This window comes from Actinomadura harenae (assembly GCF_003696215.1).
In the GTDB taxonomy this organism is placed as follows: domain Bacteria; phylum Actinomycetota; class Actinomycetes; order Streptosporangiales; family Streptosporangiaceae; genus Spirillospora; species Spirillospora harenae.
Window position 1 is genome coordinate 20,872 of record NZ_RFFG01000086.1, and the last position, 12,987, is coordinate 33,858.

General features: G+C 68.9%; 19 protein-coding genes. 10 read left to right on the forward strand and 9 right to left on the reverse strand.

Annotated elements, in window-relative coordinates:
- Positions 1 to 70 precede the first annotated feature (70 nt).
- From bla to EBO15_RS32985, 5 genes are all read left to right on the forward strand, one after another.
- On the forward strand, positions 71 to 1,042 hold the full coding sequence (gene bla, locus EBO15_RS32970; RefSeq protein ID WP_122198390.1) for a class A beta-lactamase: 972 nt from the start codon (positions 71 to 73) through the stop codon (positions 1,040 to 1,042).
- 474 nt (positions 1,043 to 1,516) lie between these two features.
- On the forward strand, positions 1,517 to 1,831 hold the full coding sequence (locus EBO15_RS43850; RefSeq protein WP_147481770.1) for a hypothetical protein: 315 nt from the start codon (positions 1,517 to 1,519) through the stop codon (positions 1,829 to 1,831).
- On the forward strand, positions 1,764 to 2,273 hold the full coding sequence (locus tag EBO15_RS32975; protein ID WP_122198391.1) for a DUF6879 family protein: 510 nt from the start codon (positions 1,764 to 1,766) through the stop codon (positions 2,271 to 2,273). The genes EBO15_RS43850 and EBO15_RS32975 overlap by 68 nt, the downstream gene beginning before the upstream one ends.
- A gap of 6 nt (positions 2,274 to 2,279) precedes the next feature.
- The gene (locus EBO15_RS32980) at positions 2,280 to 3,131 is read left to right on the forward strand and encodes a helix-turn-helix domain-containing protein (protein ID WP_122198392.1); all 852 of its coding nucleotides are present in this window, start codon (positions 2,280 to 2,282) and stop codon (positions 3,129 to 3,131) included.
- 292 nt (positions 3,132 to 3,423) lie between these two features.
- Complete coding sequence (locus EBO15_RS32985; protein WP_122198393.1) at positions 3,424 to 3,636, forward strand: DUF397 domain-containing protein; 213 nt, start codon at positions 3,424 to 3,426, stop codon at positions 3,634 to 3,636.
- Between the two features lie 404 nt (positions 3,637 to 4,040).
- Here EBO15_RS32985 and EBO15_RS32990 read toward each other — a convergent pair whose 3' ends face one another.
- Genes EBO15_RS32990 through EBO15_RS33000 form a run of 3 tightly spaced genes read right to left on the reverse strand, consistent with a single transcriptional unit; the run spans position 4,041 to position 5,255 of the window.
- Positions 4,041 to 4,226: a DUF397 domain-containing protein gene (locus EBO15_RS32990; RefSeq protein WP_122198394.1), complete on the reverse strand. Its 186-nt coding sequence runs from the start codon at positions 4,224 to 4,226 to the stop codon at positions 4,041 to 4,043.
- A 10-nt stretch (positions 4,227 to 4,236) separates the two neighbouring features.
- Positions 4,237 to 4,425 carry a DUF397 domain-containing protein gene (locus EBO15_RS32995; protein ID WP_122198395.1) on the reverse strand — a complete coding sequence of 63 codons (189 nt, stop codon included), beginning with the start codon at positions 4,423 to 4,425 and terminating at the stop codon, positions 4,237 to 4,239.
- On the reverse strand, positions 4,422 to 5,255 hold the full coding sequence (locus EBO15_RS33000; protein WP_158628434.1) for a helix-turn-helix domain-containing protein: 834 nt from the start codon (positions 5,253 to 5,255) through the stop codon (positions 4,422 to 4,424). Before EBO15_RS33000 ends, EBO15_RS32995 begins: the two co-directional genes overlap by 4 nt.
- A gap of 118 nt (positions 5,256 to 5,373) precedes the next feature.
- Here EBO15_RS33000 and EBO15_RS33005 point away from each other — a divergent pair, with 118 nt between their 5' ends.
- The 3 genes from EBO15_RS33005 to EBO15_RS33015 are packed head-to-tail and all read left to right on the forward strand — an operon-like array spanning position 5,374 to position 6,450.
- Positions 5,374 to 5,709: a hypothetical protein gene (locus EBO15_RS33005; protein ID WP_122198397.1), complete on the forward strand. Its 336-nt coding sequence runs from the start codon at positions 5,374 to 5,376 to the stop codon at positions 5,707 to 5,709.
- Positions 5,706 to 6,140: a hypothetical protein gene (locus EBO15_RS33010; protein WP_122198398.1), complete on the forward strand. Its 435-nt coding sequence runs from the start codon at positions 5,706 to 5,708 to the stop codon at positions 6,138 to 6,140. Before EBO15_RS33005 ends, EBO15_RS33010 begins: the two co-directional genes overlap by 4 nt.
- Positions 6,141 to 6,162: 22 nt before the next feature.
- Positions 6,163 to 6,450: a hypothetical protein gene (locus tag EBO15_RS33015; protein WP_122198399.1), complete on the forward strand. Its 288-nt coding sequence runs from the start codon at positions 6,163 to 6,165 to the stop codon at positions 6,448 to 6,450.
- A gap of 22 nt (positions 6,451 to 6,472) precedes the next feature.
- On the opposite strand, the gene EBO15_RS33020 is transcribed toward EBO15_RS33015, so the two are convergent.
- The 3 genes from EBO15_RS33020 to EBO15_RS33030 all read right to left on the reverse strand — a co-directional run bounded on the left by EBO15_RS33020 (position 6,473) and on the right by EBO15_RS33030 (position 8,054).
- Positions 6,473 to 6,817, reverse strand: a complete 345-nt coding sequence (locus EBO15_RS33020) for a hypothetical protein (protein ID WP_147481771.1) — start codon at positions 6,815 to 6,817, stop codon at positions 6,473 to 6,475.
- A 99-nt stretch (positions 6,818 to 6,916) separates the two neighbouring features.
- Positions 6,917 to 7,531, reverse strand: coding sequence for a hypothetical protein (locus EBO15_RS33025; protein ID WP_122198401.1), 615 nt, complete (start codon positions 7,529 to 7,531; stop codon positions 6,917 to 6,919).
- 115 nt (positions 7,532 to 7,646) lie between these two features.
- The gene (locus EBO15_RS33030; protein ID WP_199744952.1) at positions 7,647 to 8,054 is read right to left on the reverse strand and encodes an iron chaperone; all 408 of its coding nucleotides are present in this window, start codon (positions 8,052 to 8,054) and stop codon (positions 7,647 to 7,649) included.
- 198 nt (positions 8,055 to 8,252) lie between these two features.
- Here EBO15_RS33030 and EBO15_RS33035 point away from each other — a divergent pair, with 198 nt between their 5' ends.
- On the forward strand, positions 8,253 to 9,161 hold the full coding sequence (locus tag EBO15_RS33035; protein ID WP_122198403.1) for an aldo/keto reductase: 909 nt from the start codon (positions 8,253 to 8,255) through the stop codon (positions 9,159 to 9,161).
- Positions 9,162 to 9,283: 122 nt separating this feature from the next.
- Here the strand turns inward: EBO15_RS33035 and EBO15_RS33040 are convergent, their stop codons facing one another.
- Complete coding sequence (locus EBO15_RS33040; protein WP_233616589.1) at positions 9,284 to 9,823, reverse strand: MarR family winged helix-turn-helix transcriptional regulator; 540 nt, start codon at positions 9,821 to 9,823, stop codon at positions 9,284 to 9,286.
- A 121-nt stretch (positions 9,824 to 9,944) separates the two neighbouring features.
- Here EBO15_RS33040 and EBO15_RS33045 point away from each other — a divergent pair, with 121 nt between their 5' ends.
- Positions 9,945 to 11,084 carry an Mrp/NBP35 family ATP-binding protein gene (locus tag EBO15_RS33045; protein ID WP_122198404.1) on the forward strand — a complete coding sequence of 380 codons (1,140 nt, stop codon included), beginning with the start codon at positions 9,945 to 9,947 and terminating at the stop codon, positions 11,082 to 11,084.
- A 125-nt stretch (positions 11,085 to 11,209) separates the two neighbouring features.
- Here EBO15_RS33045 and EBO15_RS33050 read toward each other — a convergent pair whose 3' ends face one another.
- Both EBO15_RS33050 and EBO15_RS33055 read right to left on the reverse strand, forming a co-directional pair.
- A complete protein-coding gene (locus EBO15_RS33050; RefSeq protein WP_122198405.1) occupies positions 11,210 to 11,563 on the reverse strand; it encodes a sec-independent translocase in 354 nt (117 codons plus the stop codon).
- 250 nt (positions 11,564 to 11,813) lie between these two features.
- The coding region (locus EBO15_RS33055) for a S1C family serine protease (protein WP_122198406.1) at positions 11,814 to 12,987 on the reverse strand (1,174 nt) is incomplete at its 5' end.

Below are 12,987 nucleotides of genomic sequence, written 5' to 3' on the forward strand. Positions count from 1 at the left end.
GACACGATGCGAAGGCGTCTGGTCTGCTCGTGCCTTGATCAAGATCGGCACACGAGAGCAGGAGCCGGAAATGCGCCATATCCACGCACCGAAGGGCCGGACGAGGATCGGGATCTCCGTCCTGGCGATCTCCACGCTGTTCGCCGGAACCGCCTGCGGCACGAGCCCCAAGACCGTGACCGGAGAACGCGTGGCGAACAGCAACTCCCCCGTCACCGCCACCGCCGACGTCCAGAAGGAACTGCGCAAGCTGGAGACGTCCTACCAGGGACGGATCGGCGCGTACGCGATCGACACCGGCACGGGCAAGACCGTCGGCTACCGCGCGCATGAGCGCATGCCCAGCAACTCGACGTTCAAGGCGATCCTGTGCGGCGCGGTCCTCCACAAGGCCCGCACTGCCGACCCAGGCCTGATGAGCCGGACGTTCCACTGGACCAAGGAGGACGTCGTCGACAGTTCCCCCGTCACGGGGACGGACGAGAACATCAAGAACGGGCTGACCGCCGCGCAGCTGTGCGAGGCGACCATCACCACCAGCGACAACACGGCCGCGAACGTGCTGCTCAAGCAGGTCGTCGGCGGCCCCGCCGGCATGACCCGCTACTACCGGTCCCTGGGCGACCCGGCCGGACGCCTGGACCGGTACGAGACCGAGCTCAACCATTGGAACCCCGGCGAGAAGCACGACACGATCATGCCCGCGTGCATGGCCCGTGACCTGGAGAAACTCACGGTCGGCACCGCCCTGGTCGCCGAGGACAGGCAGCAGCTGACCACCTGGTTGAAGGCCACCGACACCGGCGACGAGCGCATCCGCGCGGGCGTCCCCCAGGGCTGGATCGTCGGCGACAAGACCGGCACCGCGGACGGCTGGTACGCCGCCGCCGACGACATCGCGATCGCCTGGCCCCCGTCCGGCGGCGCCCCCGTCATCATCGCGATCTTCACCCACCGCGACGCCAAGGACGCCGCGTTCGACAACCGCGTCCTGGCCAAGACCACCACGATCCTGATGCGCGGCCTCGGCAAGACCGCCTGATCTCAGCCCAACGAACCCCGCGGCGGGCCCGGGACCCCCCCGCCCCCCCCGGCCCCCCCCAATTACGCACGCCCCCCGCGGGCGCCCCCACGGGGGGCCCTGGCAACGACCGCAGTTACTCCCCCAAACCACCCCGGGGGGGGCCGGGCACCCCCGGGGCCGCCGCGCCTCTCCCAAAGGTCCTCGCTCCGCTCGGGCTCCCCTCATTGGGGCTCCCGCCCCAACCCCCAAGCTGGGGGCTCCCGCCCCAGACCCCCAAAAGCCCTCATGCGCAACGGGATGATGTGCGAATTTCCTGTCCGCGCCGCCGCAGCTCAGCGCAAGCTGCACAACAGCGCCGGCGATGATCTCGATCACCGCTCCGGGCAGAGTGCAGCGCTTCTATCTGAGTGTGACGACCACGGCCATTGACCACCGCAACCCCGCAGGATCGGATAGTCCTCCCAAACACCCGGCACGAAGGGGTTCTGCAACATGGGGCAACTTCACAGCGATGGCGATGACCTCACCGCTACCTTCTTCTGCAAGGACCCCGAGTCTCATGGGGCGGACGAGTGCGAGACGGTCTACAGGACCGACCGGGCATCGTGGATCGTGCAGGGCAAGCTGCGCGGTCCGAAGGTCGCCGCCCAGCTCATCAGCCTCGCTGACGACGAGACGTTCAGTGAGATATCCGACCGGACCATGGAGCATTTCGTCCGGAGGTACGTCAGGGAGCACTATGGAATTGATCTCGGTGAAGCAGCGAGCGAGTCTGATCTGGGCGGGTCGTCCCTTCCTGAAGCTTGAGCTTCGCGACAGCTACGCCTTCGACGCCGAGTTGTTCGACGCGTGGAGGCGACAGGACGAGGAAGCCATGGCCCCCGTGGTTGACGGCTGGCGCGACAGAGTCGCCTCCGAGGTCGCCGCCGGCAGGCGCTTGCGACGGGTTCGCGTGGTCTCCGAACCACTCTCGGAGTATCAGCGCATGGCCGTGGACATCAGCGGATCGGCGGTCGAGGCGGGAGAAGAGCTGCGGTGGCTTCCTCGTCGGCTCGTGTCCGCGCTTCCGCTCCCCGGCAACGACTGCTTCATCCTTGATGACCTGGTCATCTTCAACGTGCTCGGCGGATCCGACGAGCGCGTGGAGATCCAGCTCTACCGAGAGCCGGACGTGGTCGAGTTCTGCCGAGATGCATTCGAGGCGGCTTGGAAGCTCGCCACCCCACACTCCGAGTACAAGCCTGCCTGATCACCCATGTCCACCTTGCGGCCCTCGGACGCTGCGAAGAAGGCGTTCGGCGTCCGTCTACGTGATCTCCGGCTCGACGCGAGTCTGTCCGGGGTGGCACTGGCCAAGCGGTGCGGCTGGCACAAGACCAAGATTTCGAAGATCGAGCACGGAAAGCAGACACCGTCCGAGCCGGACATCAGAGCGTGGGCCACAGCGTGTGATGCCCAGGGGCAGATACCCGAGCTGGTCGCCGCGCACCGAGATGTCGAGCAGATGTGGCTGGAGTACCGGCGTGAACTTCGGGCCGGTCAGAAGCACATCCAGCTCCGCAGCATGGCGCTGTACGAGCAGACCAAGCTTCTCCGTGCGTATGAGGCCCTGTTCATCCCCGGCTTCCTTCAGACGTTCGAGTACTCCGTGGCCCAATTTTCGATCCACGCCCAGCTGCACGGGCTACCACTCGAGGACGTCGAACAGGCAGCTCGGAACCGGCTCGCGCGGCAGCGCCTGCTCGGAACGGGAACCAACGCGTTCTCGTTCGTCCTGGAAGCCTCGGCCCTCCACAATAACATCGGAGGCGCCGAAGTCATGAGCGGTCAGTTCGACCGGCTGCTCGAGATCTCCGCGATGCCCTATGTGTCGATCGGGATCATCCCCCTCGGGCACCGACGGACGCTCTACCCGGGCGAGGCGTTCTACCTGTTCGACGAGCAGCACGTCAGACAGGAGTTCTGGACCGGATTGCTCAGGTCATCCCGTCCCGAGGACATCGCCTACTTCGTCCGTGCCTTCGCCGCCCTCCGCGCCCAGGCCGTCCACGGAGAGGCTGCGCACGCGGAGATCGAATCAGCCCGCAGACGTCTCCGAGGAACCTGAAGCAACTCCCTGGCCTCGCTCGACGGTCCGCTTCTAGCGTCGTGGACATGAGCTTCGACGAACTCGGCAGCGGGGGGCACGGACCCCCCGCGCACGGCGGCATGCGCCCCTGCCCGTCCTGAACGACGCGGCCTGAACTCGAGGCCCCGATGGGCTCCCGTCGGCTCAACCGTCACCGAATCCTTTACCGGGCGGACGCGCGTCAACGGCATAGGGCTTGTGGTCCAGATCGTCAGCTCGCAGATCTCCAGGCGCGGCAACCGGCCGAGCCGAGCAGGCTCTAGGAGGAGTCATGGTTGAGAAGTGGGACGCCCAGTCTTGGCGCAAGTCCAGTCACAGTCCCGGCTGGGACGACTGTGTGGAGATGGCGGGTGCGGCGAGTGTCGTCGGCGTCCGCGACTCGAAGGACTCGGGCGGTCCGGTTCTGGAGTTCTCGAGGCGCGAGACCGCCGAACTGCTGAACCATGTCCGCGCTGTGGTGGACGGCTCCGCGGTCAGGGCATGACCCGTCCGTGGCGCTGCTATGCCTGGCAGGGGGCAGTCAACACGGTTCGTCCGAACGCTGAGTCGGGCGAAGTCTGGACCAGCCCAGAGGGAGCCGTGGAGTTTCTGCGCGAGGCTCTGTCAGCTCATGGCCACTACTCCAAAAGGACTCTCGTCGCCGCACTCGCCGACCTCCGTCGGGGCGAGTCGGTGACCTTGCACCGAGCCCTCACCAGCGACGACGTCCTTCACCTGGAAGTCGTTCCGGAGAGCGCCTGACGCTCGCCGTCGGGCCCCGTCACGTCCGCGACGGGGCCCGACGGTCACCTGAATGGCGAGTTCGCCTTGGGGACCAGAACCCTCGGACGCCCCACACAGCGAGGCCCGGTCCGCAGGCCGAGGCTCGCACGTCACGTCGCCGGAAGCTCAGCGCGTCGCGTCGTCCCGCTTCAGGTGTTCTACAAGAACCCCGAAGCTTGTCGTATCAAGGAGCAGGTGACCAGCGAGACGGGTCTTGGAGTCGCGCACGCCGATCGTCCGGTGGACACGCGCGAGCTCTACGCAGTCCTCTTGACCCGAGCTGGCGCTGTAGCTGGATTTACGCCAGATCACAGGAGTCTCCTTACCTCACCTGCTTCACACACTCCACAAGCGACGCAAAGCCCACTCCCGGAAGCACCAGGTGACCTGACTGAGGAGACTTGCTGTCTCTGATCCCAACCACATTTCCCAGGTCAGCGACCTCAACGCACTGGCCGTGGTCATCGCCGCTGCGACTGGACTTACGCCAAACCGGGGCTGACTTGGTCATAGCGTCTCCCGAATGTCTCTGATCATGCGTGCCGACTCCACCACCGAGGAAGCCGAAGCTCTGATCAGATCATGCACGTCATGGAGTTCGCCGACAACCTCTCGCTGATGCAGAAACTGGCCCGTCCCGCGTACGGCGCCCTCCATATATGCGACATCGTCCGTACAGGCGCCGAAGGAGATCAGCGTGAAGCCAACCTTCAGACCGGGGTAGGCGCCTGTCACGCTCGGGACGATCTGAAGGGTGATGTTGGGGCGCTCAAGGAGTGCCTCCAGATGAAGGAGTTGCGTCTTGAGCACGACCTCTCCACCGACCGGACGACGGAGCGTCCCCTCGTCCATGACCGCAAATATGAGCGGAGCAGAAGCAGAATCGAGAATTTCCTGCCTGCGGCGACGCTCCTCCCAGACCTCGTCCACAGCGTCTGGACGGATACCTGCAAGCACGATGGCCCGCGTGTACTCCTCAACCTGGAAGAGCCCCGTGATCAGCGCAGGCTCATAGATCCGGAGGTGTGACGCTTCGGCCTCGCTCTGCGCAAGGCTTCGGGCGGACTCGGGCAGTTTCTCTGCATGCTCCTTGCGGACCAGCGGAGCATGACTCTCGAAGTAGTCGCCGCCGTCGAGTACCTGGTCGAGGAGCTTGCCCGTTCCGTTGCCCGGGGACTGCTTGCCGAGTTCGAGCTTGGAGACGCCGTCCTTGGTCTCGCCTATGTGCCTGCCGAGTTCGGTCTGTGACCAGCCGCGACTTTCCCGCAAAGTCCGGATTTTCTTCCCATAGCACAAGGTGAGCGACTCGGTCGGATCGATGGGCTTTCCCGGGCGTCCCATGTCGCCTCCGCGTTTTAGTCGAACTTCATCCGACGAAAAAGACCTCTGGCTCAAGGTAGCCCGACGCGAGCACGCTGGAGCGACGAACCGAACAGATGAATCCATTCGAAGGAGATCAATGTTCGCCGACAAGATCCAGCAGTCCGCGAGGGGCATGAACCGTCCGTTGCCGTCGAATCAGCGGCGGGCTTTTCTGGAGGTGCTGCATCAGGTGATCAAGGAGACGCGACCGGGTGTGAAATCCACTCTGGTTTTGCGGGCGGGATGTCAGGTTCTGTTCGTCTTCGACGCCGCCGATCCCGGACGGAGCGGGGAAGTCGGGTGCGACTTCGACCGTGCCTCCGGCTGGGCCTTCACGTGGGTCGCGGACGGGAGCATCCTCGGCCGCGTCCAGGACGTCCACGCCGTCGCCGCCGCCATCGCAGCTCGGACGTCCGGCTGGGGGCGGCGATGACGAGCGGACGGGTCGACGACGCGTCGCTGCGGCTCGCCGCCGAGATCGTCCGGGCCGCCTATGAGGAGGGCATGCGTCGGCACGGGATGCTGGGCAGCACCATCGCGGTCATCTCGTCCTACGCGCAGAAGAACCTCACTGATCTCGACGCCGTGGCCGGGCCCGATCCCGACCTCGTCGAGCTGGAGGAACTGCGCGACGCGATCCTGTCCGTCGCACCGCATATCAAGACCGGCTTTCGGCACGGCCCGGACGCGCGGCTGCTTCTGCACGTCAACAACCCCGACGTCGGCGGACGCTTCTGCGAGGACATCAGCGTGCGGAACGTTCCTCACTACCTCTGGTCGTGGGGCGACACGATCGCGCCCGCCGCCGCACCGTCCATCGCCGCCCGTCGCATCGTCCACGTCCTCGCCACGAACAGGCTCTGACCGAGGCTCGCGAAAGGACCGTATGAACCCCGCACTGTTCTGGGCCCTGGCCTGCGTCGCGCTGATCGGCATCGCCGTCCTCGGCGAGCTCGTCGGCCGTAACCGCGCCCGCCTCGCCAGGGACGACACTCGGACTCGATGCCTCGAGATCCAGATCGAGACCCTCCGCTCCGAGACGCGGGCCGGCCTCAGATCCCTGGACGCCGCGCTCAGCGCCAAGGCCGAGATGCGGCACGCGGAGATCCTGGCGGCACTCCCGTCACGGCCCGGCCGTCTCCGGCACCCGGACGACCCGCTGCTCGGAGCTTAGGACGTCGTCCTGTGAACGGCGCTCAGTTCTCGTCGTCCCACGACTTCGACTGCGCTTCGTAGGCGCGGTCGAGGATGGCTGGGAACTCCAGCTCGATGACGTCCAACCACGCGTCGATGCGCTCAGGTGACGTCCTGATGGCCGTGATCAGCGCCTCGACCGCCGCCAGCTTCCGCTCACCGACATGCGTTCGCAGCTCCTCCGGCGAGACCTCGGTGTACGACATCGACAACTGCCACCAGAACCGCATGAGGTAGCGGCATTCCTCCTGCCGCCGGTCATCGGCCAGGCACGAGTGAATCACCGCTCGCATACGGGTGAGCTGCTCCTTGTCCCGAAAACCGGACGCGAGGTCTGTCAACGACACACCGGCCATCGTAGACATCACGAACCTCGTTGCACCGTGGGTCGGAGACGAACGCGGTCGGGCCCGGCGGCTGGGCGCCACCGGGCCCGGCTCCGGGTCTCAGTGGAAGTACACGCAGCTGGTGCCGTCCACCCGGTCGGGCACCTGGGCCGTGCCGGCGCTGCATTCGATGTCGCTGTTCGGGTCGTTGGAGCGGTCGCGGGAGATGACGATGAAGTGGCCGGTGTCGCCGCTGTCGGGCGCGCCGTTGATACTGCGGCAGTTGCCCGTCCCGGCGGCCGTCATCGGGAAGCCGGCGCCGGCAGCGGTGTCGCATTCGTGGGCGGGCTCGTGTTTCCAGGGCTCCGTCACCTCGCTCGCGGGGCAGGACGTCCCCGAAACGCTGTGCGGCATGGAGGCCCGTCCCGACCTTCCGTCGGCCTCGGTGGGGACGCAGCGGACGTCGTGGATGTTGTCGTTGTTGTCGGGCTGTTTCTCGTCCGGCCTCCAGTGGATGAAGAAGACCCCGTGGACGGGTCCCTTCTCCGGGGCACCGTTGAGGGCCACGCAGTGGCCTTTGCCCTTGGCGGGAGTGCCCGAGAAGATGTCACCGGGCTGGTCGATTCCGTCGCACGTGTAGGTCGGAGCGCCGGTCCCGGGTCCCTCGATGACGGTCTGCGGATCGGGTTCCGCGAACGCGGGCCGGATGTTGACCAGGGCCGCGGCGGCCGCCACGACGGTCCACGCGATGACGTGACATCGCCTTGCTGACCTGACCTTTCTCCTCTGCGCGGTTCGTCTCAGCCCGTCGCGGATGACGCCGACCAGGACCGCCGACCCCGGGGCCGCATCAGCCTGCGGCCCGGGTGACCAGGTCGGTGATCCGGGCCTCGGTCTCGGGGGTCAGGCCGACCAGCGCGAACGCCGTCGGCCACATCTCGCCGTCGTCCAGGGACGCGACGTCGTTGAAGCCCAGGGTCGCGTACCGCGCCTTGAACTTGTCGGCGGCCTGGAAGAAGCAGAGCACCTTCCCGTCCTTGGCGTAGGCGGGCATGCCGTACCAGGTCCGGGGCTCGAGCGACGGCGCCACGTCCTTGACGATCCGGTGCAGCCGCTCCGCGAGGACGCGGTCCTCGTCCGGCATCTCGGCGATCTTCTCCAGGACGTCGCGCTCCGCCTCGGCCGCCTTCTCGGCCGCCTTCAGCTCCCGCGCGTTCCGCCGCTCCTCCTTCCGGAGCTCCGCCGCGTGCTCCCTCATCGCGGCCCGCTCCTCGGCCGAGAACCCGTCCCGCGCCCCGCCCCCACCAGCACCCACGCCGACCTCCAGAAACGATCTTGCCCGGGACCCTACCCCCGCCGGTCGGGACGATCCCGGCCGCGCGCGTATCGAGGTGGAGGTTTCGCGTGGGGGCGAAGGCCTTGGGGTTCGCGTGGCGGAGACGGGAGGGTTCCGGGCATGACGACTGAGGTGATCGACGCGGTGGGGACCTGGACGCTCGGGGACCTGGAGGTCCGGCGGATCGGATTCGGGACGATGCGGCTGCCCCAGACGGGGAAGGCACTGATCCCGGACGCGGTGCCGCGTGATCGGCGGCAGGCGGTCGCGGTGCTGCGGCGGGCCGTGGAGCTCGGGGTCGACCACTTCGACACGGCCGCGTTCTACTTCTCGCCGCTGCTGTCGGCGAACGAGCTCGTCAACAGCGTCCTGGCGCCCTACCGGGACGATCTGGTCATCGCGACCAAGGTCGGCCCCGCGCGGGACGCCGTCGGCGCGTTCGCGACGCACGCCATGACGCCCGAGGCGCTGCGCGGGCAGGTGGAGGAGAACCTGCGCCAGCTGGGGACCGACCACCTTGATGTTGTAAACCTGAGGATTGTCCGGGATGACCAGTTCGCCGAGCGGTTCGGGGCACTGGCCGAGATGCGCAGGGCCGGGCTCATCCGGCACCTCGGGCTGTCCAACGTGCGGCCGGACCACCTGGAGACCGCGCGGGCGATCGCGCCGGTCGTCTGCGTGCAGAACCCGTTCGGGTTCGGCGCGTTCGCCGAGCAGCGGGAGATGCTGCGCCTGTGCGGCGAGCTGGGGATCGCGTTCGTGCCGTTCTACTCCCTCGCCGGGACGCGGCGGGAGGCCGGGGCCGTCGAAGGCGAGGACAGTCCGGAGCTGCTGGCCGTCGCGCGGGCGCACGAGGCGACCCCGGCGCAGATCCGCCTCGCCTGGACGCTCCACCAGGGCGCGCACGTCCTCGCGATCCCGGGCACCGGAGACCTCCAGCACCTGGCCGAGAACGTCGCGGCGGGAGGCATCCGCCTCACCGGCGACGAGCTCCAGCTGCTCGACACCGCCGACCGCCAGGCCCTCTGACCTGCAAGGTCACCCCGTGCAGGGCGTTCTCAAGGGTGAGGACGCCCTCGCCTCCCGGTCAGCGAACCAAGGCCGCGGGGAAACCCTCACGCGATCAGGCCGGCGGGGCGGGGCAGGAATGGTCAGCCGGCGGCGAGGCGGTTGAGGATGGCGCCGAAGACGCGCAGGTCGTGCTCGTCCAGGCGGCTCAGCACGTACTCGCGGACGCCGCGCTGGTAGGTCGGGGTCGCCTCGGTCAGCCGGGTGCGGCCGGACGCGGTGAGGACGGCGAACAGGCCGCGCGCGTCGCTGCTGCACGACTCGCGGCAGACCAGGCCGTCCCGCTGGAGCCGGTCGACCAGGCGCGTCAGGCCGCTGCGGGACAGCAGGACGCGGTCGGCGAGATCGTTCATGCGCAGCCGCCCGTCCACCGCCTCGCCCAGGTGCAGGAGCACGTCGTAGGAGCCGAGCGCCAGGTCGTGATCGGCGAGCAGGTCCGCCTGGAGCCGCCGGGAGATCTTGGCCTGTGCGCGCAGCATCGTCCGCCACACGGTCAGCTCCGCGGGGCTCATCGCCCCCGTCGGCGCCCCCTGCGAGAGCACGTCCGCGAGGCCCTCCAGGGGCCCGGCGGACGGCGGGACGGGCTGCTGCGAGGCCGGCGGAGCGGCGGACGGCACTGTCACGCCCCCAGGGTACGCCCGTCCACCTCCGTGACCTAGCCAACATCTGGGCCTGTGACCTGCGGCGACACGGGTCACACCCCGGGATTCGCGAGGGGTGGTGTGGACTTCGTAGCATGGGGGTATGGCCTCCCCATTGACGATCGAGCAGGTGACCGCGGCTCTCGCCACGGTGAACGACCCTGAGATCCGCAAGCCCATCACCGAGCTCGACATGGTCAAGAGCGTCGACATCGCCGCGGACGGCTCCGTGCGCGTCGGCATCTTCCTGACCGTCGCCGGCTGTCCCATGAAGGACACCCTCACCAGGACCGTCACCGAGGCCGTCGCGAAACTCGACGGGGTCGCCTCCGTACAGGTCGAGCTCGACGTCATGAGCGACGAGCAGCGCAAGGCCCTGCGCTCCAAGCTCCGCCCGGACGAGCAGTCGAAGGAGATCCCCTTCGCCAAGCCGAACTCGCTGACCAAGGTGTACGCGGTGGCGTCCGGCAAGGGCGGCGTCGGCAAGTCCTCGATCACGGTGAACCTGGCGGCGGCGCTCGCCGCGCAGGGCCGCAAGGTCGGCGTCGTCGACGCCGACATCTACGGCCACTCGGTGCCGCGCATGCTCGGCGTCGAGCACTCGCCCACCAAGGTCGAGGACATGATCATGCCCCCGACCGCGCACGACGTGAAGGTCATCTCGGTCGGCATGTTCACCGCCGGGAACCAGCCGGTCGTGTGGCGCGGGCCGATGCTGCACCGGGCGCTCCAGCAGTTCCTCGCCGACGTGTACTGGGGCGACCTGGACGTCCTGCTGATGGACCTGCCGCCCGGCACCGGCGACATCGCGATCTCGGTCGCGCAGCTGCTGCCGTCCGCGGAGATCCTGGTCGTGACCACGCCGCAGCAGGCCGCCGCCGAGGTCGCCGAGCGCGCCGGCGCGATCGCCGCGCAGACCCACCAGCAGGTCGCGGGCGTGATCGAGAACATGTCCTACCTGACCTGCGCGCACTGCGGCGAGCGTCAGGAGATCTTCGGCTCCGGCGGCGGCGCGGCCGTCGCGGACGCCCTGACCCGCACCCTCGGCACCCAGGTGCCGGTGCTCGGCCAGGTCCCGATCGACGTCCGGCTGCGCGAGGGCGGCGACGAGGGCAGGCCGCTCGTCCTGTCCGACCCGGACGCCGAGGCCGCCAAGGAGCTCCGCGGCATCGCCGACAAGCTCGGCGCCCGCTCCCGCGGCCTGGCCGGGATGTCCCTGGGCATCTCCCCCAAGGGCCGCTGACGCCCGACACGAGAAAAGGCCCGGCCGATTTCGGCCGGGCCTTTCTTCGTACTTCCTGAATTGCCTCGCCCGGGGAAATCGGCGAGCCGCCGTCGAAATGGCGCCGGGACGTTTCCCGGCGGGGCTCAGGTGGCCTCGGTGTCGTACGGGGGGCGCTCGCCGTACTCGAGCTGACTCGCGGCGGACGCGGCGTACGAGGTGTCCCCGACCATGGCGCCGTTGCGGTGCTCCGGCTCGGAGTCGAGGTCGTCGAGCAGGTGCTTGCGGACGAACGTCTTCGGGTGGAGGTCGGCGATGTCGAAGTCCTTGAACTCCGGCCCGAGCCCGTCCTGGAGGTCGGCCTTGGCGCTGTCGGCCATCTGGCGGAGCTGGCGGAGCGCGCGTCCGGCCTGGCCCGCGACGGTCGGCAGCTTGTCCCCGAAGATCACCAAGGCGAGTACGACGAGCACGACCATCTCGCCGAGTCCTACGTCGAACAACCCGTCCTCCACACGCGCCAAGGGGACCGGACGCGGTTGGCGCGCCCGATGCCCCAGCGTATCCGCACTCGGCCGAGCCCGGCTCCCACGGTCCCGCCCTGGACCCCCGCCGCCCCAGGGCTTCCCCACCCCGGCAGCCGCCCGTTCCCCCCACGACGCCCGCACGACACCCAGCACGTTGTCCGGGGAGACGCCGACGGCCGGCGTCCCGGGTGGGGGACGCCGGCCGCCGGTGGCGCCGGGGTGGAGGTCAGCCCGAGGTGAGCGTGACGTCCACGGTCTTCTCCTGGCCCTTGCCTCCGGGCAGGTACGACACCTTGATCACGTTGCCGGGGGCCTTGCTCCGGATGGTCGCGATCAGGTCGGACGCGTTCTCGATCGGACGGTTGTCGATCTTGGTGATCACGTCGCCGGCCTTGATCCCGGCGCGGTCGGCCGCGCCGCCCTTGGTGACCGGGGCGGTGCCCTGCACCGGCTGGGACATGATCTTCGCGCCGCCGCCCTGCCACTGCGGGTCGGGCAGGACGCCGAGCTTGGCCTGCTTGGCCGTGCCCGTGTTGATGATGTCCTCGGCGACGCGCTTGGCCTGGTTCACCGGGATGGCGAAGCCGAGGCCGATCGAGCCCTGCTGGTCGGCGCCGCCGGTGAGGATCGCGGTGTTCATCCCGATGACGCGGCCCTTGGCGTCCACGAGCGGGCCGCCCGAGTTGCCGGGGTTGATCGCCGCGTCCGTCTGGATCGCGTTCATCACCGTCGACTCGCCGCCGCCCTCGCCCCGGGTCGGGACGGCGCGGTTCAGCGAGGACACGATGCCGGTCGTCACCGAGCCCTGCAGCCCGAGCGGCGAGCCGATCGCGATCACCGGGTCGCCGACGGCGAGCTTGTCGGAGTCGCCGAGGGCCAGCGGCGGCAGCGCGTGGCTGCCGGACGGCTTGATCACGGCCACGTCCGAGGACGGGTCGGTGCCCTTGACGGTGGCGGGCAGCGACGACTTGTCGTTGAACACCACCCGGATGGACGCGCCCGCGCCCAGCCCGGACACCACGTGGTTGTTGGTGATGATGTAGCCGTCGTTGACGATGAACCCGGTGCCCGCGGCGTCCTCGCCGTTCGTGCCGGACACGCGGATCATGACGACGCTCGGCAGGACGCGCTGCGCGACGCCCGCGACCGAGTCCGGCGGACGGTTCTGCACGGGGGCGTTGTCGTTGCCGCTGCCGAGGCTCACCGAGCCGCCGTCACCGTCACGGGTGCCGGTGCCGAGCGCGACGATCCCCGCGCCCAGACCGCCCGCGACCAGCGCGATCAGCAGTCCGATGATCGCCAGGGCGCCGAGGCCCGGCCCGCCGCGCCCCGCGGACGGCGGGGCGGGCACCGGCGCCCAGTTCGGGCCGCCCGGCGGCTGACCGAACGCGCCGGGGCCA